At 71.0% G+C, this 23352-nt stretch carries 17 protein-coding genes; 8 read left to right on the forward strand and 9 right to left on the reverse strand.

The window, feature by feature from the left end; all coding sequences use genetic code 11:
* Window positions 1-237 precede the first annotated feature (237 nt).
* A complete protein-coding gene (locus NR798_RS15195; RefSeq protein ID WP_375772184.1) occupies window positions 238-1017 on the forward strand; it encodes a DUF3108 domain-containing protein in 780 nt (259 codons plus the stop codon).
* The gene (locus NR798_RS15200; RefSeq protein WP_375772185.1) at window positions 1014-1607 is read left to right on the forward strand and encodes a YceI family protein; all 594 of its coding nucleotides are present in this window, start codon (window positions 1014-1016) and stop codon (window positions 1605-1607) included. Before NR798_RS15195 ends, NR798_RS15200 begins: the two co-directional genes overlap by 4 nt.
* 9 nt (window positions 1608-1616) lie before the next feature.
* On the opposite strand, the gene NR798_RS15205 is transcribed toward NR798_RS15200, so the two are convergent.
* From NR798_RS15205 to NR798_RS15235, 7 genes are all read right to left on the reverse strand, one after another.
* Window positions 1617-2822: a hypothetical protein gene (locus tag NR798_RS15205; protein WP_375772186.1), complete on the reverse strand. Its 1206-nt coding sequence runs from the start codon at window positions 2820-2822 to the stop codon at window positions 1617-1619.
* Window positions 2823-2855: 33 nt separating this feature from the next.
* Window positions 2856-4772 (reverse strand): ATP-binding protein, encoded by a 1917-nt coding sequence (locus NR798_RS15210; protein WP_375772187.1) that lies wholly within the window; start codon window positions 4770-4772, stop codon window positions 2856-2858.
* Window positions 4769-5740, reverse strand: coding sequence for an ABC transporter substrate-binding protein (locus tag NR798_RS15215; RefSeq protein WP_375772188.1), 972 nt, complete (start codon window positions 5738-5740; stop codon window positions 4769-4771). Before NR798_RS15215 ends, NR798_RS15210 begins: the two co-directional genes overlap by 4 nt.
* A gap of 82 nt (window positions 5741-5822) precedes the next feature.
* Window positions 5823-6743: a DUF3396 domain-containing protein gene (locus NR798_RS15220; protein ID WP_375772189.1), complete on the reverse strand. Its 921-nt coding sequence runs from the start codon at window positions 6741-6743 to the stop codon at window positions 5823-5825.
* The gene (locus tag NR798_RS15225) at window positions 6725-7534 is read right to left on the reverse strand and encodes a hypothetical protein (protein WP_375772190.1); all 810 of its coding nucleotides are present in this window, start codon (window positions 7532-7534) and stop codon (window positions 6725-6727) included. Before NR798_RS15225 ends, NR798_RS15220 begins: the two co-directional genes overlap by 19 nt.
* Before the next feature lie 8 nt (window positions 7535-7542).
* Window positions 7543-9795, reverse strand: a complete 2253-nt coding sequence (locus NR798_RS15230; RefSeq protein WP_375772191.1) for a fused MFS/spermidine synthase — start codon at window positions 9793-9795, stop codon at window positions 7543-7545.
* Window positions 9792-12620, reverse strand: coding sequence for an MFS transporter (locus tag NR798_RS15235; protein WP_375772192.1), 2829 nt, complete (start codon window positions 12618-12620; stop codon window positions 9792-9794). Before NR798_RS15235 ends, NR798_RS15230 begins: the two co-directional genes overlap by 4 nt.
* Window positions 12621-13109: 489 nt before the next feature.
* Here NR798_RS15235 and NR798_RS15240 point away from each other — a divergent pair, with 489 nt between their 5' ends.
* The gene (locus tag NR798_RS15240; RefSeq protein WP_375772193.1) at window positions 13110-13949 is read left to right on the forward strand and encodes an SDR family NAD(P)-dependent oxidoreductase; all 840 of its coding nucleotides are present in this window, start codon (window positions 13110-13112) and stop codon (window positions 13947-13949) included.
* A 27-nt stretch (window positions 13950-13976) separates the two neighbouring features.
* Here the strand turns inward: NR798_RS15240 and NR798_RS15245 are convergent, their stop codons facing one another.
* Window positions 13977-14639, reverse strand: coding sequence for a hypothetical protein (locus tag NR798_RS15245; RefSeq protein ID WP_375772194.1), 663 nt, complete (start codon window positions 14637-14639; stop codon window positions 13977-13979).
* Between the two features lie 37 nt (window positions 14640-14676).
* On the opposite strand from NR798_RS15245, the gene NR798_RS15250 reads away from it, so the two are divergent.
* Together NR798_RS15250 and NR798_RS15255 are read left to right on the forward strand one after the other, a co-directional pair.
* Entirely contained in the window at window positions 14677-17547 is a 2871-nt protein-coding gene (locus NR798_RS15250; protein ID WP_375772195.1) for an aldo/keto reductase, read from the forward strand.
* Window positions 17548-17694: 147 nt separating this feature from the next.
* Window positions 17695-18588: a hypothetical protein gene (locus NR798_RS15255; protein ID WP_375772196.1), complete on the forward strand. Its 894-nt coding sequence runs from the start codon at window positions 17695-17697 to the stop codon at window positions 18586-18588.
* Window positions 18589-18718: 130 nt separating this feature from the next.
* Here the strand turns inward: NR798_RS15255 and NR798_RS15260 are convergent, their stop codons facing one another.
* Window positions 18719-19534 (reverse strand): SDR family NAD(P)-dependent oxidoreductase, encoded by an 816-nt coding sequence (locus NR798_RS15260; RefSeq protein WP_375772197.1) that lies wholly within the window; start codon window positions 19532-19534, stop codon window positions 18719-18721.
* Between the two features lie 121 nt (window positions 19535-19655).
* Between NR798_RS15260 and NR798_RS15265 the strand changes: the two genes are divergently transcribed.
* The 3 genes from NR798_RS15265 to NR798_RS15275 all read left to right on the forward strand — a co-directional run bounded on the left by NR798_RS15265 (window position 19656) and on the right by NR798_RS15275 (window position 23246).
* Complete coding sequence (locus tag NR798_RS15265) at window positions 19656-20585, forward strand: hypothetical protein (RefSeq protein ID WP_375772198.1); 930 nt, start codon at window positions 19656-19658, stop codon at window positions 20583-20585.
* Between the two features lie 262 nt (window positions 20586-20847).
* Window positions 20848-22266 carry a reverse transcriptase family protein gene (locus tag NR798_RS15270; RefSeq protein ID WP_375772199.1) on the forward strand — a complete coding sequence of 473 codons (1419 nt, stop codon included), beginning with the start codon at window positions 20848-20850 and terminating at the stop codon, window positions 22264-22266.
* Window positions 22263-23246 (forward strand): hypothetical protein, encoded by a 984-nt coding sequence (locus tag NR798_RS15275; protein ID WP_375772200.1) that lies wholly within the window; start codon window positions 22263-22265, stop codon window positions 23244-23246. Before NR798_RS15270 ends, NR798_RS15275 begins: the two co-directional genes overlap by 4 nt.
* Window positions 23247-23352 lie beyond the last annotated feature (106 nt).

The raw sequence follows: 23352 nt of genomic DNA on the forward strand, positions 1-23352 counted from the left end.
CTCGTCGAGCACAGGAGGTGCCCGGTGGGCGCTCGGACCGGCCGCCGCTCATGCCAGGAGCCCAGAGCAAGGGGCGCGCCAACACGCTTCCCAGGCGGCGGAGGGGGGAGGGCCTGCATCATCTGCGCGGCCGTCTCCTCCCGCGCAGGACTTGCACTCCGGCGGGGTCTCCCCCCCTCGCGGGCCGCCGCGGCACATCGCTTGAAGAAGGGTGCGGCGTACCCGATGGAGACCCCAATGCCCAATCCCTCTCGATGGAACAGCAGCCGCCCCGCGGGCTTGCTCCCGGTGGCGCTCCTGCTCCTGGTGCTGGGGGGAGAGGCCCGGGCCGGTGACGAGCGGCCCTTCTCGGAAGGAGAGGTGCTCGCCTACCAGGTCTCGCTGGGAAAGCACGGGCGGAGCGGGACGGGGTGGCTGCGCGTGCAGCCCGCCCAGCCGGTACGTGAGGAGCCGGTGGTGCTGCTGCGCTTCGATTTCGAGACCACCGTGGGGCCCTTTCGCATCCAGCACCACTCGCGCTCGTGGCTGAGCACCCAGCGCATGACGGCCTTGCGCTACGAGGTGGACGAGCGCGTCCCTCTCAAGTCCAAGCGCGAGCAGGTGGACATCTTCCCCGGCGAGCGGCGCTGGGCGCGGGCCACCACCCAGGGAAAGAGCAGCTCGCTGGAGCCGCTGGACGAGCTGTCCTTCCTCTACGCGCTGCGCACGATGACGCTCACGCCCGGGCTCGTCCAACGGCTGGACCGGCACTTCGATGCGAAGCGCAACCCGGTGGTGGTGCGCGTGCTGCGGCGTGAGCCCTTGCGCGTGCCGGCCGGGGAGTTTTCCACCGTGGTGGTGGAGATGGAGGTGCGCGACCCCGAGCGCTTCGGTGGCCGGGGCGTGCTGCGTCTGTACCTCACCGATGATGAACGCCGGCTGCCGGTGCGCATCGAGTCGCAGGTGCCCGTCGCCGGGCAACTGGTGCTCGAGCTCGAGCCGCCCCCGCCGGACAACGACAGGAGAGCCGAACCATGAAACGCCTCGTTCCCATTCTCATGATGTCGCTCGCGTGGCCGGGGATGGCCGCCGCGCAGTCCGGTGTGGAGCTGCAGCCCGGTGGCGAGCTGGCCATCGACGGCACGTCCACGGTGCGCGACTTCACCTGCAAGGCGAAGGTCGTGGAGGCCCGGTTCACCCCGGGGGAGGCCGGCGGTGCGCTCGTGCTCGAGCAGCTGGCCGGAGCGCTGCGCGAGGTGCAGCTGGAGGTGCCCACCGGCAAGCTCGACTGCGCCAACGGGACGATGAACGAGCACATGTATGGCGCTCTGCAGCTGACGCAGCACCCCACCATCCGCTTCCGGATGAGTGGCTACGAGGTGGGCGCCGCGAAGGACGGCCAGGTGCCCCTGCGCATCCGCGGCGAGCTCACGATGGCGGGAGTGACACGGCCCATCGACATGGTGGCCCGCGCCACGTCCGCGCCCGAGGGGAAGTTGCGCGTGCAGGGCCGGTACCTGCTGCGCATGACCGATTGGAGCGTGCGCCCGCCCACCCTGATGTTGGGGACCATGAAGGTGGGGGACTCGGTGGTCGTCCGCTTCGACTTCGCGCTCGCGCGGAAGTAGGCCCCCGGCTCAGGGAGTGCCAGGGCCCGCCAGCGGGGGCGCGGCGGGTGAGAGCACCTCGGCGAGCCGGCGCGACAGCCGGGGCCGGCCGCTCGACTCGTTGAGGTGCGTCACGTCGATGAAGTCCTCGGGGGTGAACTCGGGCGCTTCCGACAGGTCCACCACGGGCACGCCCGCCTCACGCGAGAGGCGCGCCACCACCTCGGCGAGCCGTGCGCGGCCCTCGGGCGTCAGCCGCACCCAGGCCCCGTTGCGCGGGGCAAGCAGCAGCACGGTGCGCTCGGACACGCCGGCCAGCGCCCGCAGCGCCTCCGCGAAGGCGGCCACCTTGCCCTCGTCGAAACGCAGCTCCAGCAGGTCGCTCGTCTCCACCCGCCACGCCAGGTCCTGCTCCAGCACCTCCGGCGCCGAGCGCATCCGCGCCCAGGCCAGGTAGTCCTCGCGCGTCTCGTCGAACACGAGGCGCACCTCGCCCCGGCGCACGGCGTCCCATTCGGGCACGGACCGCCCCTCCACCCGATCCCTCCCGGCCCGCACGCGTGCCGCCAGCGCCTTGCGTCCGGCATCCGGCTCCTCCGGGCCCAGCCCGTCGAAGAGCTGATGCTCCAGCAGCGAGGTGACGGCCAGCGGCGAATTCCCACCCAGCGCCTGCAGCGCCGCCAGGTGCGAGGCCTCCTCCGGCGAGCGCAACGCCGTCTGCGCGAGATCTCCCGGCGTGGCCAGCAGGGCCTGCTTCACCTGGGCCAGCTCGCGGAAGCGCGAGGCCTGTCCACGCGCCAGGGTGGCCTGGAAGGGGGTGAACTCCACCACCGTCAGCCGCGCGCGATGGCCGCTCCGCTGGAAGGCCTCCGCCACCCGGAGCGCCAGCAGCCGTTGCACCTCGGGCTCCACGCCCGGGAAGCCCAGGTTGTAGGCGGTGACGCGCGGCCCTCGCAGGTGGGCCTCGAACACCTCCGGCGAGAAGCCGTGCTGGATGATGGACGAGCCGAAGACGAGCGCCGCGTCCTCCCTCGCCGTGAGGTCCGGCAGCACCTGGAGGAAGTCCCGGACGCGGCCAGCCCCCTCGGTGAGGCGGGCCCGGGTGTCCGCGCTCGTGGTGCGCTCGAGCAGGGCGATGAAGCCGCGCGCCATCCCCAGCGCCGCCAGCAGGACGCCGAGGCCCACGGCCAGGGCCTTCGCGGCGGTCCGGTTCTCGGCGGGCAGGGGAGGGCTCATCGGCGCATCGGCTCCAGGGGCACGCACCGCCGCTCAGGCGGACTTCGCCCCGCTGGCGGCCTGTTCGCCCTTCTCCGCCGTGGGAATGAAGACGCGGAAGGTGGTGCCCTTGCCGACCTCGCTCGACACCTCGATGCGCCCGCCCATCGCCGTGACGATGCCGTGGCAGATGGAGAGGCCCAGTCCCGTTCCCACTCCCACCGGCTTGGTGGTGAAGAAGGGCTTGAACAGCCGCTGGAGGTTCTCCGGTGGAATCCCCACGCCCGTGTCCTGCACCGAGACCACCACCCACCCCGCCTCCGCGCGCGCCGTGGTGACGCGGACACAGTGGCCCTTCGCATCCCCCTCGGGAATGGCCTGGCCGGCGTTGACGAGCAGGTTGAGGAAGAGCTGCCCGAGCCGCGACTCGTTGGCGAGTACGCGCGGCACCTCTCCGTACTCCTTCACCAACTGCGCGCGGTGGCGGATGGTCGTCCGGGCCAGGCTCGCGCACGAGTCGAGCACCGCGTGGATGTCCACCGCGCCGAAGTTCTCGTCCTCCCGGCGCGAGAAGCTCCGCAGGTCATGCACGATGTTGCGCATGCGCTCGCCGCCCTCGAGCGCTTCGCGCAGCGCCTGTTGGATTTCCTGCGACTGCTCAGCCGAGAGCGGCTTGCCCGCCTCGCCCGCCTCTCCCAGCTCGTCCACCGCGTAGCGCAGGTTGCTCAACACATAGGAGATGGGGTTGTTGAGCTCGTGGGCCACGCCCGCGGCCAGCGTGCCCAGCGACACCATGCGGTCCGTGGTGCGCAGCTTCTCCTGCACCTGCTTGCGCTCGGTGACGTCGCGCGCGATGGACACCACCGCCATGTGGCCGTCGAACGGGATGGAGAACGTCACCACCTCGCCCAGCACCTGCTGGCCTTCCCGGTGCCGGAAGCGCACCTCCCGGGCCGAGCCGGGCATGGACGTCTCGGCGAGGGGATCCTGCTCCCCGGGCATGAGGAGCTCCTCCACGGGCCGGCCCCGCAGCTCCTCCTCGCGCTCGTAGCCCAGCAGGGCGACGGCCGCGGGGTTGGTGAAGAGCAGCGTGCGCTGGCGGTGGACGAAGATGGCATCTGGCGTGCGCTCGATGAGGGTGCGGAAGCTGGCCTCCGAGCGCCGCAGGGCCTCCTGGTCCTGGCTGAGGCGCTCGGCCATCTCGTCGAAGGCGCGGCCCAGCGTCCCCAGCTCGTCCACCCCGCGCAACCCGGCGCGCGCGTTCAGCTCCCCCGCGGCCAACTGGCGGGCGACGGACTCCAGGCGCCGCACGCGCCGCCCCAGCGAGAAGTGGAAGAACAGGCCCAGCACCCCGGCGATCAGCACCAGCAGGAGGCTGGAGCGCAGCGCGGAGCGCTCGGCCCGGTAGCGCTGTGCGGCCTTGAGCTGGGACAGGTCATGCTGGAGGTAGAGGATGCCCACCCGCGAGCCCTGGCTCTCCGAGCCGAGCTGGATGGGGTAGTAGCCCTCCACCCGCGAGCCGTCCTCGCTCACCCGCACGTCTCCGCTCATCCGCACCCGCGCGGCCTTCATGTGGGCGAGGGCCCCCGGACGGATGAGCTCCGGCCAGGCCTCCCAGACCGGATGGCCGAGCAGGGCGAGCCGGGTGGAGGCCAGCACGTTGCGCTGGTCGTCGAGAAGCAGTGCCACCGTCAGGTCGGGACTGGAGCCCAGGTCGGCGAGCTCCTCGCGTACGGCTTCGAGCTGCCCGGTGCGCAGCAGGTATTCGAGCGTCCCCTGCAGGTGCGTCATCCGGAGGGTGACGTCCTCGCGGACGTGCTCCTCCACCTGCTGCTCGCTGTGCGCCATGTCACGCCGCAGGGTGTAGAGGCCGAAGAAGCACGCATACGCGAGCAGCAGCAGCGGGACGAGCACCCGCATGGACAGCAACCGGTGCCACCCGGCGCGCTGGGCGGGGACAAGGGCTTTCATGGAGACACCCGCAGCAGCGGCGCTGCATCGAGCAGCCGTGAGGACTCGGTCCGCCCTGGGAGCCCGGGGAGGAGCTGGTGGTAGCGCAGCAGCTCCCCCATCCGCTCGAGGGTCTCCTGCAGGCCCGGCCGGGAGCCGGTGAGCAGGGGGCGTTGGGCCTGCTCGTCCATGAGCCGCACGCCGGACGAGGCCTCGTGGAACCGCCGCGGCTCCAGGCCGAGCCGCCCCGCCATCCGTTGCATCGCCTCCTCGGGGTGCTGCTGTTTCCAGGCCAGGGTGGCGAACCAACCGCGCAGCAGCGCGTCCACCTGCCGCGGCCGGGCCTCGAGGAAGTCCTTGCGGACCACCAGGACGTCGACGATCTCCCCGGGAATGCGTGAGCTGTCGAAGAGCTTGCGCGCGCCCAGGTCGGCGAGCCGCTGACAGTACGGCTCGAAGGTCACCACCGCGTCCAGCTCGCCCCGCTGCCAGGTCTCCACCTGGGTCTCCAGCGAGCCGATCTCCACGCGCACGTCCTCGCGCCGCAGCCGGGCCTGTTCCAGCACGCGGGTGAGCATGTACATCCCGAGCAGCGACTCCTCGGAGCCGACCCGCCGGCCCGCGAGCGCGGAGAGGGACTCCATGTCGGGCCGGACCATCAGGCAGTCCGCTCCATGGGAGGCGTCGAGCACCAGCACCACCCGCGGATCATGGCCGAGCTGCTCGAGGGACAGCACCTCCTCGAGGCTGGCGGACACAGCGTCGATGGCGCCATTGCGGAAGGCCCGCATGAGCTGGGCGGAGGACCTGTACTCCACGAGGTGGACGTATCGGGAGGGGAGCAGCCCCAGCTCCTGGCCGAGGAAGAGGGGCTCGTTGCCGGGCCAAGGGATGGTGCCCATCCGGAGCCGGGGCTCGGGTGTTGGCGTGCAGGCGCCCAGCAGCAGCAGTGCCGCGAGCAGCCAGCTCTGGGGTCTGGGCGCGTTCATCGGGGGTCCAGATCCAGGATATCAAGGAAACCCGCTCCGCCGCGAAGATCCGCCTGCCCGTTCCCAGGGCAGGCAGCCCGGCTCAATCGAGGAAGCGGCGCTCCCAGCGGCGGGTCTCCTCCGGGTACGGGAACCGCAGACGCTCCGGATCCTTGTAATAGAGCCAGGGCTCCAGGACGCGCGCCAGCTCCCGGTACGCGGGCAGCATCTGGCCCTGCTCGGTGTCGCCGGCCTCGGGCCAGGGGCCCAGGGTCACGACGGCGCGATCTCCGTTCAGCTCCTGCACGGTGGTGCCGGGGGAGGACAGGCGGGCCCGCAGTCCCTCCACGCCTCCCAGTTCACCGAGGACGGGTTGGCCCAGGAAGGTGAGCCAGGCGGGACTCCGCACGCGGGTGCCGAGATTCAACGTGAGGTGATCCAACTCCGGGATGTCCAGGCCCGGGTAGCGGAAGCAGTACTCGTGGAGTTTCCGGTCCACTCCCACCAGGTGGGTATCACAGTGGAATGAGAGGCCGACATGACCGGAGCACAAGGGCAGGGTACTCGCCAACTCCAAGGCCAGCTCTCGTACCCTCCCTGGCCCGTGATCCTCCAGGTACTCGGTGGGGATCCAGATGCTCAATGCGCAGACTTCCCCTGTGTTCCCAGGCCGGAAGGGATTCTCTGGAGTTTTTCCGTAATATGTAAACCGATACCGTTGCCCGCCGTCCGAGCCCAGTAGATCGATGTGCAGCCGATGTCTTTCGAGCAGCTCGCGCCGCGTGAGTTCCCAACCCGCCTCATCGAGATCCTGCCACTGCCCTTCGTGGTCCAGATACCACTGGAGCATCTGAGGTCCCACCACACGGAGGTATGCATCGAGGGACTGCATCACCGCCTGCACCATCTCTACATGGGACCGCTTCATGTAGAAGCACAGGCTCAGCCCTTCGCGGATGGGGTGTCCGTTCCGTGCGTGGGTGTGAATTCTTGGATAATGCTCGCTCATGGGAGGATTCCCCATCGAGGGGTGATGGTCTGGGGGGTCACTCGCAAGGCATCTTCATACACCTCGCCCTGAGTACATCCATGATGGGGAGATGTCTTGGGGTACTTCCTCCATTTATCAGCAGATTCCTTGCGGTCGTTCATGCAGGGAAATTTGAAATCGTAGATGGCCTGGACATCCAGCGGGCTCCCTGAGTGCAGGACGACATCGGGCCGGATGGTGCCTCGGAGCTCGTCGCCACATCCCCTATCAAGAAGGTCCTTCACCTCCTCGCAGCTCACGAAAGTCGTCGTTCCCGCTTGCTTGTCATAGCGGTAGCACGGATCCAGGCTGAAGCCTCCCTGGCGGAGTCTGCTCAGCACCTGCCTGGTGCACTCCATCGCGACCTCGTGCATCTCCGCTCCGAGACGCATGGACCACGTGACACGCCTGCCCTTGCCGTCCACCGTCCAGTTCATGCATTCGGCGTCCGAGGGACTCTGGTCCTTGAACTCCGTCGGGTAGCGGAGGAGGACCTCCGAGCGCGCAAGGTCGGCGCACCGCTCCAACTCCTCTTCGATGTCCTTCCGCGTCGTCTCGTGCAGCACCCGAAGCACCGCGACCCCCGAGGCCACGGCCGAGCCCACCGTCTGCGCGGTCCCGCTGGTGATCTCCCGGCCCGCCAGGGTGGCGCAATACTTCGGATCCTTCAGACAGGCGTTCGACAGCGAGTCACAAGTGTCGTGACTCGGGGTCCCGAGGCCCGGGGTGTGCACACAAGCCCCGAGCAATACACCGCCCACCAGTGCCAGCCATGGCCGCGACATGGGCGCGCTCAGTTGTTGGAGTAGAAGAGGCCCACCTTGCCGGGCAGCCGGCGGAACTCCAGCGTCGGCATGTCGTCGCTGTTCTGGAACTCCGGAGTGCGCGAGGCCAACTCCTGGAGCTTCTCGTCACCCAGGGCGATCAGCTCCTCGAAACCGGCGAGCCCGTTCTCCAAGCCGATGGGCCCGAACAGCGCCCGGCCCTCGTCGTACTGCCGCAGGAACACCTCGCGCTGGTGCGGCCGCAGCGGCTCCGCCGAGGCGATGAGCGTGAGCCCGTTGCCGTACGCCGGAATTGCCTTCACGTGGGGAAACACCTCGTGGATGCCGTGGTACAGCGACGCGATGTCCGGCCCGAAGATGTGCTGCGCCAGCACGCCCCCCGGCTTCAGGCGCGAGCGCGCCATCTCGTAGAACTCGCGGCTGAACAGGCTGGAGGAGCCCGGCAGGTACGGGTCCGAGACGTTGATGGAGATGATGTCGTAGCGCTCGGGCGTGGTGGCCAGGAAGTGCCGCCCGTCGGTCACGTGCACCTGGACGCGCGGGTTGTCGAAATAGCGGTGGTTGCCCGGGCTGAACAGGCTGGCGTGCTCGACGAGCGCCGGGACGATCTCCACCGCCTCGATGGCGCGCACCTCGGCGACGCGCGAGAACGCCCCCGCCGTGATGCCGTAGCCCGAGCCGATGTTGAGCACCCTCTCCAGCTGCGGCGCGTAGAGGATGGGCAGGTACGCCTGGGACTCCTGCACGTACTGGGTGCTCGGGTCTCCGTACAGGTAGACGAGGTCCGTGCGGTTGTTGAGCACCCGGAGCCGGCCCTCGTCCATGCGCACTACGCTGAAGATGCCGTGCGCGTCCTCACTGCTCACCAGCGCGCTCTTCGCGTCCACCACCGGCGGCACCTCGGTGCTGCGCGGGAGGATGATGGTCAGGAAGCCCAGGCCCGCCACCGCGGCCAGGGCATGGTCCGATGGCTTGAAGTGCTTGCGGAACGCGTACACCAGCCCCAGCAGCGACAGCACCAGCAGCGCCGAGTTGAAGGCGATGAGGCCGTTGGAGCCGATGAGGTTGATGAGCACGTAGCCGCTGGCCAGCGAGCCCACGAGGCTGGCCAGGGTGTTGAACCCATACACGAGCCCCACCCAGCTCGCCGGGTTCTCCACCCCCGCGGGCCGGGCGGCGAGCGTCAGCGGGAAGAGCAGCCCGAGCGCCGTGGCCGGGAACACCACCATCACGAGGATGAAGAGGACGACGAGGCCCGGGTTGTTCGCCTGCAGGGCCGAGCGCTCCAGCAGGAACGCGGCCGAGAAGGAGATGAGCGTGAAGGCGCAGGAGTACAGCAGGATGCGCCACAGCGGATTCGGCCCGCGCAGCAGGGCGCTGCTCATGCGCGCCGCCTGGCCCATGAAGAGCAGGATGAGCGCCAGCGCGATGCTCGTCACGTAGACGCGGTTGCCGAACGTCAGCGACAGGAAGCGCGTCCAGGTGATCTCACACGACAGCGCGATGAAGCCCGAGAAGACCGCCAGCGTCAGCAGCAACGGGCGCCCGAGCAGCCGGCCCTCCACCTCGCTCGTGGCCGTGGGGGCTTCGTCACCGGCCGCCTCGGCCCCCGCCGGGACGGGCGGGAAGTAACGGCTGGTCAGCAGGGCGGCGCAGAAGATGAGGCCGTTGAGCGTCGCCGCCGCCGCACCGGCCCGGATGCAACCCAGGTAGTAGATGAGGACGAAGCTGGCGACGATGCTCCCCGTGGCGCCGCCGATGGTGTTGATGCCGTAGAGCGCGGACACCTGCCGGCGGTCCGTGACGAGCTGGCTCACCAGCGGCAGCGTCATGCCCATGAGCGTCGTGGGCACCGCGATGAGCGCGGCGCAGACCGTGAACTGCGTGGCCAGCAGCTTCAGCAGCGGCGCCGTCGGCGAGCCCGAGAGCGACAGGTAGAAGCCCTGGTGCGTGAAGAGCGTCCAGGTGACGAGCAGGGCGCTCAGGCCCACCAGTAGCTCCACGCCGCCATAGGCCGCCAGCGGATGGGCCGCCAGCCACCGGCCACGCTTGAGCAGCTGGGACATCAGGAAGCTGCCGAGCGCCAGACCGAGCATGAACACGGTGATGACGCACGACATCGAATAGATGGTGCTGCCGAGGATGATGCCGAACCCGCGCAGCCAGATGATCTGGAACACGAGCGACGTCATGCCCGTGCAGAACAGGAGCGCGCAGAGGAAGCGGAACCGGGAGCGGCTGAGCGTCGTCGGGGCTGTCATGGAATCTCGAGGGCGAGCCGGGAGTAGGGGGCGAGCGCGCGGAGCCGCGCGAGGTACTTCTGGGCCTCGTCCTGATCTCCACGCTGGAGCGCCAGGCGGGCGAGTGCCTCGGTGGCGGCGAGGTCCGTGGGGTTGTGGTGGACGGCCTCCTCGAGCAGCGCCCGGGTGCGCCCGGGCTCCAGCGGAGGCTCCACGCGGGCGGCCAGTCCCAGCACCTGCCCCGTCCACACCGCGGCGGCCGGGTGCGCCGGGTACACCTCCAGCGCCCGGCGGAAGTCGGCTGTGAGGGGCTCCGCGTTCTCCAGCACCTCCGCGGGCGGCCGGGCACCGAACGCGTCCAGTGCCGCCACTCCCTTCAGGAAGTGCTGGTCCGCCTCGTGGACCCGCTGGACGCTGGCGCGCAACGACTCCAGCGACTCCGGGCCTCCAGGGCCCGCGCGCAGGTGCTCGAAGATGAAGTCCGGGTCGTAGGAGACGAGCCGCTCGACGGTGGAGGCAATCTCCTTGGGCGGATCCTGCGGGAGGAAGTCCAGCACCGGGTTCATGTCCCGGTTGACGAGCGGCACGCGCGAGGCGATCTCCGCCAGCCGCTCGGGGCCCGCCCGGAAGCTGGCGAAGAAGACGGCCGGGTCCCCCCAGCCGAAGCCCTCCAGGTCCGCCCGCGCCACCCGCTCGAACTTCTCCCGCCACGCCTGCCAGTCGATGTTCGCCTCGTCGCGGAAGCCAATGAGGAAGGCCTCCTGCGTGTTGAGGCCCAGCGGCAACCACAGCAGGCTCTGCGGGAACACTTCCTGGAACGTCTTCAGGATGACCAGCGCCTTGGTGGTGCCCGCGTTCAGCGGCAGCCACGCGAGCACCACACCCCCGGGCCGCAGGTGCCGGCGCGCCTCGCGGAAGTGCTCCTGCGTGTAGAGCCGCAGGCTGCCCTCGCTCGCGAGGATCATCGAGTCCGACATGATGACGTCGTACGTGTCGGGGCTCATCTTCAGGAAGTGCCGGCCGTCCATCACGTCCACGCGGACGTTGGGGCGGCGGCTGGCCTTCTCGTTGAGGGCCTCGAAGTACTGCTCGGCCATCGGAATCATGTGCTCGTCGAGCTCGGCGATGTGCAGCAGCTCGGGCTCGTAGAGCTGGAGGGTACGGGCGAGCTCGCCCACGCCGTAGCCGATCTCCAGCACGCGGCGCGGGGCGGAGTGCACCAGCATGGGCAGGTGCGCCTGCAGCCGCTGCGTCTGGCGGCGTGCGGGCACCGTCTCTCCGGACTGGAAGGGGCCGCCCATGAGCACCCGCTCCCCGTGCGCGTCCTCGGCCACCAGCACCGGCTGCAGGCTGCCCTCGCTCTGGGCGATGATGTGGAAGCCGGGCCGCAGCCCCGCCTGCTCGTAGAAGCGCGTGAGCCAGTCCCCGCTGAACCAGCCCACCAGTCCCAGCGCCGCGAGCCCCACCCCCACCGCCACCTGGCGCGTGGGCAGCGGCCGGAGCGTCATGCCCGCCACGCCCGCGGCGATCAGCAGGTTGAGCCCCGCGGTGAGCAGCAGCGCGTGCGACGTGCCCACCCAGGGAATGAGCACGAAGCCCGTGAGGCACGAGCCCAGCACCGAGCCGAGGGTGTTGGCCGAGTAGAGGTTGCCCACCGTGCGCCCCAGCAGCCGCAGCGGTCCCGCGTACAGCTTGCCGGCGAGCGGAAAGAGGCCTCCCAGCAGGAGGGTCATCCCGAAGAGCAGGAGGAAGGCGGTGGCGATGGTGACGGGCCGGTGCCCCAGGCCGCTGATCAGCGACAGCACGGGCAGGGTGATGAGCCCGAGCAGTCCCAGGAGGAGCTCGAAGAGGATGAACAGCCGGAGATCACTCAGGCCGGGAGGACTCCAGCGGCTGAGCACGAGGCTGCCGAGGCTGATGCCCAGCAGGTACACGGAGAGGACGCAGGCGAAGGTGGCCAGCTTCCCCAGCAGGAGGAAGTCGAGAGTGCGGAACCAGATGACCTCGTAGGCGAGCGCGCAGAAGCCGGAGAGCGCGAAGGCTGGCAGAAGGATGCGAGCCGAGGCCCCCTCGCCCGATTTCCCTTCTCCCTCTGGGAGAGGGACGGGGTGAGGGTGCCGGGCCTCCGTGCTTTCCCCCCGTGCCTCGCCCCGGGCCTCCCTGCGCGCCATCACCAGGGCGGCGAGGCCCGTGACGGAGTTGAGCAGGAGGGCGGCGTGGTAGCTGGCCTCGTAGCCGATGGCCCACACCAGTCCCAGCATGAGGATGGCGCCGGCGGAGGAGCCCAGGGAGTTGATGGCATAGAGCCGGCCGAGCGCGGACTTCACGCCCTCGGCATGGGTCACCGCGTGCCGGACGATCGCCGGCAGCGTGCCGCCGATGAGCGTGGCGGGGATGGCGATGAAGACGAAGGCGATGAGGAAGACGAGCCACTTGACGGTGGCATGGGGCGCCCGGGTGTAGAGGGCCTCGTAGAGCGCGCCAGTGTGCTGGAAGGCATAGAAGGCGATGAGCCCGCTGAGGGCGACGCCCAGCTCCAGCACTCCATAGAGGATCAGCGGCCGCCGTGCGGGGCCGTCCACGAGCCTGCCGAAGAGGTACGAGCCCACCCCGAGCCCGAGCATGAAGGCCGTGATGACGGCGCTCACGCTCTGGGTGGTGCCTCCCAGCAGGTAGGTGAAGATACGGGTCCAGAGGACCTGGAAGAGGATCCCCGACAGCCCCGAGAGGAAGAAGAGCCGCAGCACCCAGGGCCGGATGGCGGGCTCGGGGGAGGAGGCTTCATCGCTCGTCGGGGGGGCGGGAGGATCGGGCGGACGGAGCACCGCGGCCGTGGTCTGTCTCATCGGGGCGTGGCCGCGAGGATGCCACACCCCCAGCGAAACGTCTCATGGACGGCTGGTGGGCGGTCAGGGGAGCTCGAGCCGCGGCTCGGCGACGAAGATGCAGAGGGAGACGGCGTCGCACTGCCGGTGCAGCGAGGGTGCCCGTCCCCCATAGCGCGAAGCCCAGGCCCGCTGCCTTCATCCATGTCCGCATCGCTGTGCCCCCCTCATGGTGTTGCTGACGGCGTGTTGCTGAGGGCGTGCTACCGGCGGAACCTGTCACGGTGCGCACCCGGGCAAGGCGTCACAATCGGCGGCCTTCCGCCCGGCGGCCGCCCGTCAGGAGGGCCGGTGCGGCAGGCCAAAGTCCGTGAAAGACGAATTCGTGACATCCTGGATAATCCCTGATTATTTCCTGGATTGCTGGATAATTCCAGCATAGCTGGCAAGTCGCGCACTTCCGCTGGCTTTCGCTGGTGCACAAAAGGTGCTCATGAAACGAGGCTTGCCATGACGAAGGACTTCCTGAAGGACCAGGTGTGCGTGGTGACGGGTGGGGCGCAGGGGATTGGCTGGGCAACGGCGCGGCAGCTCGCGGCGGCGGGTGGCACGGTGTACGTGTGCGACATCTCCGAGGAGCACCTGGCGACGGCCCCGGCCCGGGCGGCCGAGCTGCCCTGGCCCGAGCGCTTCCACTTCTCGCGCTGTGACGTGTCGGACCGCCAGCAGGTGGAGGCGTGGTGCGCGGGCATCCTGGAGAAGGAGGGCCGCATCGACGTGCTCATCAACAACGCGGCCTTCGTGCGGTGGGAGAACGTGCTCGACATGTCCGTGGAGGACGTGGAGCGGACGATGGCGGTGGGCTTCAACGCCATCGTCTACACCACCCACCAGGTGCTGCCCGCCATGCTGGCGCGGGGGCGGGGGCAGATCGTCAACGTCGGCTCGTCGGCGGGACGCGTCTTCGCGGGCAACTCGTCCGCGGCCTATGCGGCGGTGAAGGCGGCGGTGGACGGGTACACGCAGACGCTGCAGGTGGAGCTGCGCGGCTCGCCCGTGCACGTCATGCTCGTGCGCCCCGGGACGGTGGCGGGCACGGAGTTCTTCGGCAAGCACGTGCCCTCTTCGCGGATGCCGCGGCTGGCGGACTTCGTCCCGCCCCTGGCTCCCGATGAGGTGGCGGCGGCCATCCTGGAGGGACTGCAGCGGCGCCGGCCCATCGTGGACGTGCCCCGCTCATTAGGGATGTTCTACCTGCTCTTCGAGCATGCACCGGGCTTCATGCGCTGGCTGGCACGCGTGGGCGGTAACGCCCGGAGCGACTTCGGCATGCTCCCGAGCCGGACCTGAGTCACCCGCCCGAGTCACCTGCCTGCGTCACCCGGAGGCGCGCAGTCGCGCGGCGAGGGCATTCCGCACGGACTCCGCCACCTGCCCGGTGTCGGGCAGCAGCTCCTCGGGCAGCCAGTAGAAGAGCGTCCGGCCCTCGGCCTCCACCCGGCTGCGCGTGAAGGACATGCCTCCCGCGCTGGCCCGCTCGCCGCTCTGGGGAAGGCAGCGGCGGCACAGGCAGGGCAGGGGCCCCCGCGCATCGTGCGCCGTGAGGTTGACGCGCGGCGCCTCGACAGCGCCCGCCTCGGCGCCTCCCACCGCGCCCAGCAGCAGCGCCACGTCCCCGGCGGCCAGCGCCCGCGGCGTCTGGAGGGACATGCCCAGGGCCCCCTTCGCCGCCTGGATGCCCTTGCCCGACTCGAAGCGGATGCGGGGGATGAGGGCGGTGATGTCCGTGATGGGCACGCGGTTGGGCGCGGCGAGCCACGCGCCGTCCTCGAACCGGAGCCCCTCGAGCACCGCCACCAGCCAGAGCGCCTCCGACGGCGGCCGCACGGTGACGAGGAAGAGCCGCCCACCGGCGCGCAGCGGCTCCAGGTGCTTGCTGGCGCTGCGGTAGCGATCGACGGGGAGCACCTCGCCAGGGGCACGGCCGGCCGCTTCCTTCTCGAACACGGCCTTGCTGATGATCGCCAGCATGTCGGGCATGTCCCCGATTCTACCAGGGCGCGTAGAGTCCGCGGACATGGGCCTCCTGGATCCGGCCGCAGTGCGGCTGCTCGACGAGAATGCCGAGGTGCGCCGTGACGCGGTGGATGCCGTGGACACCTCGGCGCCGCCGGGCCGCTTCGCCCTGCGCCAGGCCCTGCTGACGGACGAGGACGCCGAGGTCCGCGCCTCCGCCGCGCGCCGGCTGGGGGACGCCCGGGATGAGCGTTTCGTCCCGGCCCTGCTCGAGGCCCTGGGAGATCCGATGCCCAGTGTCCGCGACCGGGCCTGGCGCGCCCTGGCCCGGCTGGGCGCGGAGGCACTGCTGCCGCCGGTGTCTCGCGCCCTTCGCGAGGAGCCGGTCTGGTGGGTGCGCCGCGCGGCGATTCGGGCAGCGGCCTCGGTGGCGGGGACGGGGGCCCTGGAGCTGCTGCTGGAGGCGCTGGAGGACCCCTTCTGGCGGGTGCGCAACGCGGCGGTGCAGGCGCTGGCCTGGCTGGGAGAGGCGGACGCGCTCGTGCGGCAGCGGGTGCGCGCCGTGGCGGACGGTTCCCGCATGGGCGCGGTGAGGGCCGCCACCGCGTACCTGGAGGGCGTGTGGGGTGGGGCGGCTCTGGCTCCGGAGGCTCCGCCCCTGTTCGTGCCCGAGCCGCTCCAGGTGGGCGCGGGGGCCCTCGACAACGAGGACCCGGCGGTGGTGACGGCGCGGCTCGAGCGGATGCCCGCCTCGGACGTGCCCGTGTCCGAGCTGGTGAAGTGGCTCGGAGATCCGCACGAGCCGCTGCGGGCCCTGGCGCGGCGCCGTCTGCGCGAGCGGCGGGAGCCCGAGGCCCTCCGGCTCGCGCTGAGGTGGTTGGACGAGCCGCGCGTCCCGCATGCCGCCGGCGAGGTCCAGGCCCTGCTCGAGCGGCTCGACGTGGATGACGTGGCGCTCGCTTCCCGGATTCTCGATGAGCCGCCGAGGCCGGGCGCGGTGGGGCTGGCGGCGCGGGTGGCCGCGCGCAGGGCGCACGCGGGTCTGCTGGAGCGGATCCGTCCCCTGGCCCGGCACCCCGAGCCGGCGGTGCGGCGCGCGGCGCTCTCGGGGCTCGTTCATGATCCGGAGAGCCGGGCCGTGGTCCTGTCCGCGCTCGAGGACTCCGAGGAGAGGGTGCGCGAGGGGGTGCTCGCCGCGTGGGAGCGGCGGCCGGTAGCTCCCGAGGCGCTCGAGGCCCATGCCCGTGCGCTGGTGGCCTTCGCGCCCGCAGCCCGCTCCTCGCGCGAGCGCCGGGCCGTGGCGGAGGCGGCGGCCTTCCTGGAGGACGAGGTCCTGCTCGCACGGGCCTCGGAGGACGAGGACCCGTCCGTCCGCGCGGTGGCGTTGGCGGCGCTCGCGCAACGCGGGGTGCTCTCCGAAGCGCAGCTGCGCGCGGCGTCCACGCACGAGGATCCGTGGATCCGCGCCGCCGTGTTGGACACGGAGTCGGCACGGGCCGCGTGCGCGAGCGACCCGGACCTGTCCGTGCGCCGCGCGGCGATGCGGCTCCTCGTGTCCCGCCGGTACGAGCTGCCCCTTGCGGAGTCACGCTCCGTCGCGCTCCTGGGCTCGGGGTCGCCGGACCCGTGGATCCGCGCCCGTGCGGCCGGGCTGCTCCAGGCGGAGGGCGAGCGGGAGGAGCTGGGCGCGCTGCTGCGCCTGTCGCTCGATACGTCGCCCATGGTCCGGGCCGCGGCGGCCTCGGTGCTGGAAGCATGTGAAACGCTCGATGAGCGGCTGGCGGAGTTGCTGCAAAGCCCTGGGGAAGCGCGGACCGAGGACGTTCGCGTCTCCGCCTATACGTGGCTGCTCCGCCGGGCGGATGGTCCCGCTTTCGAGCGCCTGTGCGCCGCGTTGCGCGACGCCTCCGAGCCGGAGCGCGTCACCTCGCACCTGGAGGCCCTGACGCTCGTCTTCCCGGACGAGGCCTTCGCGGCGGCTCCCGACATCGAGCGGCGGCGGCCCACGCGTCCTCAACGGGCGAAAATGGCCCCGGTGCGCACGGCACCGGAGTCCTCGCCACACTCCTCCCGGCGGCCCCTGGGACGGACGGGGTTGAGCGTCTCGCCGCTCGTGCTCTCGGGGGCTCACGGTTTGTCGGCCGGGGCGCTGGCCGAGGCCCACGAGGCCGGCGTGAACGCGTTCTTCTGGGAGCCGCGCTACACGGAGCTCACGCGCTTCCTGCGCTCCGGCCGCACGCGGAGGGACGGGCTCGTGGTGGTGGCGGGCACGTACCACTCGGGCGCCGAGGCCATCCGCCGGGACGTGAGGGCCGCGCTGCGGCTGCTGCGCACGGACCGGCTGGACGTCTTCCTGCTGTTCTGGGTGCGTTCGCGCGAGCGGTTGGACGCGGAGAACTTCGAGGCCCTTGAGGCCCTGCGCGCCGAGGGCCACCTCCGCGCCTTCGGCTTCTCCACCCATCACCGGGACATCGCGCTGGAGGCCCTGCGCCAGCACCCCTGGCCGGTGGTGATGACACGGCACAGCGCCGCGCACCCGGGAGCGGAGGCGGCGCTCTTCCCCGAGGCCCTCGCGCGCGGGACGGGCGTGCTGACCTTCACCGCCACCTGCTACGGGCGGCTCTTGCGGCCCGCGCCCGGCGAGCCCGTGGACACGCTGCTCCCCAGCGCCGTGGACTGCTACCGCTATGCGCTGTCACAGCCCGGGGTGGGGGCGTGCCTCAGCGCGCCGCGCAACCACCGCGAGCTGAAGCAGAACCTGGAGGTGCTCGAGCGCCCCTGGATGATGCCGGACGTGCTGGCGGCGATGCGGGCCCACGGCGCGCGCGTGCGGGCGGCCAACCAGCGCTTCAACGCCCTCGTGCGGCAGGCCCCGGGGGGCACGCGCGACACCCTGCTGGCGCTGCTCGACGAAGAAGCCTCCGACGTCTGAGAATCCGAGAGCGCCTCCGTCCCTGTCCGGCACTCCACGCGTCGACTGTTCACGGGCAACGGAGCCAATGTGCGCCAAGCACCAGCACGTACCCGAACGGCGACACTTCCTCAGGAGCCCACCCTTCCGGGCTCCGGGGAAGACATCATGAAAGCCACCCAAGTGTTCGGAGTGATGCTGCTGGTCCTCGCCGTGGGCTGTGGCCCGGTGGAAGAACCCTCGAACCCGCCCGAGGAGTCTGGCCGTACGGCGGTCCAGGCGCTCGAGGATGGCAACGGCCTGGCGTTCAATGGGCTGGCCTTCAACGGCCTGGCGTTCAATGGGCTGGCTTTCAACGGCCTGGCTTTCAACGGCCTGTCCAGCGCCAGCTTCTCCACCTGGTTCCAGCAGCACCCGGCGGAGTCCAACCTCTTCATGAAGTACCTGGTCCATTGCGCCGTCCCGGCCGGACAGACCCGGACGTACTCGGCTGGCACGGCCACCTATGTCTGGAGCGGTGGCCTCGGGCTGGCACCGGGCTGGTCCCACGGCTCGCCCGCGACCCTGGAGGAGCAGCAGGTCGTCTCCGCCTGCCTGGGCGCCCTCGTCAACAAGTACGGGCGCACCGTTCAGATCTCCGTCCTGGGCACTACCGCGCAGGGGCGGCCCATTCCCGCCACGGCCTCGGAGCTGGGCAGCTTCACCATCCGGGAGGGCTGCTTCTTCGGGAACCTCTTCAACGGCGAGGGGCTCTTCGTCGGAAACGACCAGGGTGTGCTGCCCCCGGCGCAGAGCAGCCTCCGCGCCTGTGCGCTCTCGGGCGGCAACGCGTGCCCGCCGCTCGTCCATGTGGGGAGCTGCCACGGGCGTTGCCGGTTCGACCTCACGGGGACGTACTTCGCGCAGTGCACCTTCAATGGTGTCACCTACCACTCCCTCACCACCCGGCTCCGCCCCGAGGAGATCTACACGTGCGGTGATGGCATCTGCCAGCCCTCCGAGTCCTGCGGTACCGGCAACCGCCCCGACAGCTGCAACCGCGACTGCGGCTCCTGCGGCTGAGGCGTTCAGCCCCGGAGGATGGGCGGCCGTATAGAAGGCAAGTGCTACTTGCCCATCTCCAGCGCCAGGCCGCCGCCCCAGTCGATCGGACAGTAGACCGAGCGAGCCCGGGTTCTCCGGCTGGAGGGAGTCACGCGGCGGTGAGCAGGCGAGCGGTGGTGTCCCGCACCGCGCGCCGTGTGGCCTCGTCCTGGGCGACGGCGGGCCACGGCTGTTCCTGCTCCTCGACGAGCCAGCGGGCCTCGCCAGCGGGGGACCAGCGCTCGCGCTCGAGGATGCGCGCGAGGCGTGCGGCACACACCTCGGGGGCCTCCCAGCCGCGCTTCACGAGCGACAGCAGCCAGCCGAGCGGACCCGGACGCGCCCCGAGGTCCGTGCGCACCACGCCGGGGTGGAGCACGACGACATCCAGCTCCGGGTGGGCGGCCGCCACGTCGCGCATGGCGAGGGCGAAGCAGAGCTTGGTGTTGCAGTAGGTGCGGATGCCGGAGAAGTCCCCCCCGGTGGGTGTGCGGGCCGCGTCGAAGTGCCCCTTGAGGATCAATCCGGCGCTTACCACCAGGATGCGGCGCAGGCGCCCGGCATCGAGGAGCGCCTGCTGCATCACCAGCGGCGCCAGGTGATTGACGACGAAGGCGGCCTCGAGGCCCTCGGGTGTGAGCTCCCGCTTGGACGGCCACAGCCCGGCATTGTGGACGAGCGTCGCGCCCGGGGTGACGGTCTCGGCGAGGCGCTGTCCGAGGGCGCGGGCCTCGGCCTTCGACGAGAGGTCACCCGGTACGGCGATGGCGCGGCCGCCCTTCTGCTCGACGGTGGCGACGAGGGCATCCAGGCGGGCGCGGTCGCGGGCGACGAGGACGAGACGAGCTGCGTGCTTCTCCGCCAGGGCGAGCGCCAGCGCGTGGCCGATACCGCGCGAGGCGCCGGTGAGGATCAAGTCAGCCATGGCCGGAGCCTGACAGGCACAGCTGCGAAGAGGAAGGCCGAGCCGCGGGCTTCTGCCTCGTGGGGCCGCTGCCCTTTCCACGCCGAGCCGGCCTGTGGTGAGGTCTTTCCCGGTGCTCGACATGGACATGAATGCTCCCGGTGGTGGGAGAGGCCTGGGGTGGTGGGGATGGCTGTGGCTCCTCCTGGTGTGCCTGTCGCCCGCCGGGGCGCGGGCGGACGAGGAGCGCTTCCTCGTCCTCTGGAGCAGTGCGTCCACCGCCGAGGAGGCGAAGAAGGAGCTGGAGCGGTTCACGGCCTCCTCCTGGCCCGAGGTGCTCGCGGTGCCCTCGGGGTACCCCCGCGTCGAGGAGTCCTCGAAAGTCCCCGGGCTCCGGCCTGGCTTCTGGGTGGTGTCGTTGGGCGTCTGTTCCACCGAGGCCAGCGCGGGCTCCACCACGGACATGCTGCGTGCCATCGGCAAGGCGCTCTCGGTGCCTGTGAAGGCCTCTGTCCGGAAGATCCGCGACCCGCGGCCGATGGCCTGTCCCTCGCTCCCGATGATGCGGCAGGGCTCCGGCGAGCCCTGGTTCCGGATGACCTGGGGGACGGGCAGTCCCCGGCACAAGCTCGAGTTCTTCCACATCCCCTGGGCGGGATGGACGCCGCCCCAGGGCCAGGACGCCGAGTTCGGGCCGGTGGTGCTCGTCCTGATGGTGGAGGGGCGGGCGGTGGATGGCAGGCTCGCGCCGCTGGGTGTGGACTTCCTCTCCTGTGTCCGCTCCGAACACTGCCCCCTCATCAACGTCAGCCGCCCCGGCACGGCCGTCCGCGACCTCAGGCTCCTGCGTGACATGGAGCGGGACCCGGAGCGGAAGCTCGACTGCGACGCGTACAACGTCCGGGAAGAAGCAACGGACAACCGCTACGAGAGCTTCTCCCTGTCCGAGCTCGAGGTGTCCTGGGACGAGCGGCGCCTGGTGAAGGTCCGGCGCAAGGCGCTCGGCTTCAAGTGCTGCCGCGTCTTCACGGACGAGTGCCTCGAGGACAAGGGGGTGAAGCCGGAGCAGTAGTCCGGGACGGGAGCCCCGGCCGGGCCCGGGTGGTCTTTCCACTGCGTCCGGGTTGTGGTGAGCTTGGGCCCGGTGCTCCTGGGGCCGTGTGCAGCCAGCCTTCCGTCCGCGATGTCACGTCGCGGCTGCTGACGTTACCCATTGAAGAACGATGCAGTACGAGGTCCGCCTCGCGGGCTACCCTGACCTCGTCTGCCTCTGCCGTGCAGGTGGCGGCGGCTCCAGGAGCACCGGTTTCACCTCGGCCGTTCCGGGACAGCGCATGAACCTCGCCAGCCTCCTCCTCGAGCTCAAGCCCCTGCTGGCGGACCCCGATGCCCATTTCGAGCGCATCACCGAGCTGCTGGAGCGTCACCAGGGGCTGGCCGAGTACGAGGTGGCGCGCTTCTACGTGAGCCGTTTCTGGCAGGGGCCCGTCGAGCGCAAGCTGCGCAGCGTGGACCCGCGCGAGCGGCTGAAGGGCGTGCGGCACCTCCCGCTGCTCTTCTCCAGCGCCACGGCGGCCCGGCTGTTGCGCCAGCGGGTGAAGGATCCCGACACCCGGGTGGCCCAGACCGCGCGCGCGGCGGTGCGCCAGTTGGGGCTCGCGGACGTGGCGCCGCCGGATCTCCGGGTCGAGCCCCGCTACCGCCATGGCGCGGTGGGCGGGTGGAACCCCACCGGTTGGAACTTCGGCCTCTTCGCGAATGAGATCCGCGGGTACAGGCGGGTGAAGCGCCCGCCGCCCACCTCGGGCGAGCTGCCCGCGCTGCGCACCCGGGCAGACGTGGCGGAGCTGGTGGGCGTGGAGGAGTCCGCGCTGGACGCGCTGATGCGTCCGGGCACGGAGGCCGGCTCGGGGTACGTGGAGTTCGAGGTGCCCAAGCGCTCGGGTGGGGTACGTCGCATCTCGGCGCCGCGCCAGACGCTCAAGGAGGTACAGCGGGCGATCCTCGACCAGGTGCTCGCGCGCATGACGCCGCACCCGGCCGCGCACGGCTTCATCGCGGGCCGCTCCACGGTGAGCAACGCCGAGCCCCACGTGGGGGCCACGGCGGTGGTGCGGGTGGACCTGGAGGACTTCTTCCCCACGGTGCACTACCGCCGGGTGAAGGGCCTGTTCCTGGCGCACGGCTATGGGGACGAGGTGGCTGGCGTGCTCGCCGGGCTCACCACGCACCGCTCGAAGCTGCCGGACGGGACGGTGGTGTGGCCGGGCGTGCTGCCGCAGGGCGCGCCGACGTCGCCGGCCATCGCCAACCTCGTGTGCCGGCGCATGGATGCGCGCCTCACCGCGCTGGCCGGGAAGTTCGGCGCCACGTACACCCGCTACGCGGACGACCTGTCCTTCTCCTTCCGCGCGCCTCCCGAGCGCCTGGGCCGCTTTTTCTGGTGGCTCAACGCCATCCTCCAGCAGGAGGGCTTCACCGAGAATGGCGCGAAGCGGCGGGTGATGCGCCAGGGCTCGCGCCAGCGGGTGACGGGCCTCACGGTGAACCAGAAGGTCTCCATCCCGCGCGAGGAGCGGCGCCGCTTCAAGGCGATCCTCGCCAACTGCCGCCAGCACGGGGTGGCCTCACAGGCCCGGGGCCGGCCGGACTTCGAGCGCTGGCTGGAGGGCTACGCGGCCTATGTCCGCATGGTGCACCCGGAGCTGGGCGCGCGCTGGCAGCGCGAGGTGAAGGAGCTGCTCGGCCGATGAGTGCGCCGCGTGAGCTGCTGGCACGGGTGGCCGCGCACCCGGACGCGCTGGAGGCCCGGCTGGCCTGTGCGGAGGCCCTTCGCGAGCACGATGCTCCACGCGCCGAACTCATCGGGGCACAGGTGGCGCTCACGGAGCGGGGGATGGATCCGGCGCGGCGGCTCACGCTGCGCAAGCAGGTGGACGCGCTGCTGCGGGAGCACGGGAAGGCGTGGAGGGGCCGGCTGGAGGCGCTGGGCGCGTCCGGATTCGAGTTCTCCCGGGGGTTCGTCGAGGAGGTATCCCTCTCGGAGCAGAGCCTCGCCGAGCACGGGGAGACGCTGCTCGCGCTGGAGCCCATCCACCGGGTGCGGCTGGCGGTGCGCGACGGGAAGGGGCTGGAGAGGGCGGCGGCACAGCCATGGTTCGAGCAGATCCGCTGGCTGAAGCTGACGGCGGAGAAGGATGCGGACGAGGCGGCGCGGGTGCTCGCCTCGGCCGCGCATGCCGGGCGGCTGGAAGGGCTGGTGCTCCCCTGCGTGGATCCGGAGGGCGTGGCCGCGCTGTCGCAGAGCGCGGTGCTGACGGGCCTGCGCTCGCTGAGCCTGACGGAGAATGACGGCTTCGGGGACGAGTTCGCCGAGGCGCTCGCGGAGTGCCGCTTCTCGCTGGAGCGCCTGTACCTGTCGGGCACGGGAATCTCCGAGGAGGGCATCGCCGCGCTGGCGGGCGCTGAGCGGCTCGGGCGGCTCGAGCTGCTCGCCCTCAACCGCGACGGGCTCACCGACGAGGCCGCGGAGGTGCTCGCGGCGAGCGAGGTGCTGGTGAACCTCCAGCGGCTGGAGTTGGCGCGCAACGAGCTGAGCGAGGAGGGCGCGCTGGCCTTCCGCTCCAAGAAGGCGCTGCCGAAGCTGCGCCTGCTGGACCTCCGGGACATGGCGCTCTCCGCCCGTCAGTTGGAGCCGCTGCTCAAGCGGCTCGGCTGGGGCGTGAAGCTCTGAGCTGGAGCCCGGGAGTCGTCCTGGGGCTGAGCGCCGCGGTGGGTTGCCTGTTGGCCCTCTCGGATGAAGGCTCCCCCGTCATGTTCGTCCGCGGACGGTCGATGAC

The sequence above is a fragment of the Archangium gephyra genome (genome assembly GCF_042230915.1).
GTDB classification, from domain to species: Bacteria; Myxococcota; Myxococcia; order Myxococcales; family Myxococcaceae; genus Archangium; species Archangium gephyra_B.

Coding starts and splice junctions, on each gene's coding strand:
- NR798_RS15195 (WP_375772184.1), top strand. CDS start 238: ATGCCCAATCCCTCTCGATGGAACAGCAGCCGCCCCGCGGGCTTGCTC.
- NR798_RS15200 (WP_375772185.1), top strand. CDS start 1,014: ATGAAACGCCTCGTTCCCATTCTCATGATGTCGCTCGCGTGGCCGGGG.
- NR798_RS15205 (WP_375772186.1), bottom strand. CDS start 2,822: ATGAGCCCTCCCCTGCCCGCCGAGAACCGGACCGCCGCGAAGGCCCTG.
- NR798_RS15210 (WP_375772187.1), bottom strand. CDS start 4,772: ATGAAAGCCCTTGTCCCCGCCCAGCGCGCCGGGTGGCACCGGTTGCTG.
- NR798_RS15215 (WP_375772188.1), bottom strand. CDS start 5,740: ATGAACGCGCCCAGACCCCAGAGCTGGCTGCTCGCGGCACTGCTGCTG.
- NR798_RS15220 (WP_375772189.1), bottom strand. CDS start 6,743: ATGGGGAATCCTCCCATGAGCGAGCATTATCCAAGAATTCACACCCAC.
- NR798_RS15225 (WP_375772190.1), bottom strand. CDS start 7,534: ATGTCGCGGCCATGGCTGGCACTGGTGGGCGGTGTATTGCTCGGGGCT.
- NR798_RS15230 (WP_375772191.1), bottom strand. CDS start 9,795: ATGACAGCCCCGACGACGCTCAGCCGCTCCCGGTTCCGCTTCCTCTGC.
- NR798_RS15235 (WP_375772192.1), bottom strand. CDS start 12,620: ATGAGACAGACCACGGCCGCGGTGCTCCGTCCGCCCGATCCTCCCGCC.
- NR798_RS15240 (WP_375772193.1), top strand. CDS start 13,110: ATGACGAAGGACTTCCTGAAGGACCAGGTGTGCGTGGTGACGGGTGGG.
- NR798_RS15245 (WP_375772194.1), bottom strand. CDS start 14,639: ATGCCCGACATGCTGGCGATCATCAGCAAGGCCGTGTTCGAGAAGGAA.
- NR798_RS15250 (WP_375772195.1), top strand. CDS start 14,677: ATGGGCCTCCTGGATCCGGCCGCAGTGCGGCTGCTCGACGAGAATGCC.
- NR798_RS15255 (WP_375772196.1), top strand. CDS start 17,695: ATGAAAGCCACCCAAGTGTTCGGAGTGATGCTGCTGGTCCTCGCCGTG.
- NR798_RS15260 (WP_375772197.1), bottom strand. CDS start 19,534: ATGGCTGACTTGATCCTCACCGGCGCCTCGCGCGGTATCGGCCACGCG.
- NR798_RS15265 (WP_375772198.1), top strand. CDS start 19,656: ATGGACATGAATGCTCCCGGTGGTGGGAGAGGCCTGGGGTGGTGGGGA.
- NR798_RS15270 (WP_375772199.1), top strand. CDS start 20,848: ATGAACCTCGCCAGCCTCCTCCTCGAGCTCAAGCCCCTGCTGGCGGAC.
- NR798_RS15275 (WP_375772200.1), top strand. CDS start 22,263: ATGAGTGCGCCGCGTGAGCTGCTGGCACGGGTGGCCGCGCACCCGGAC.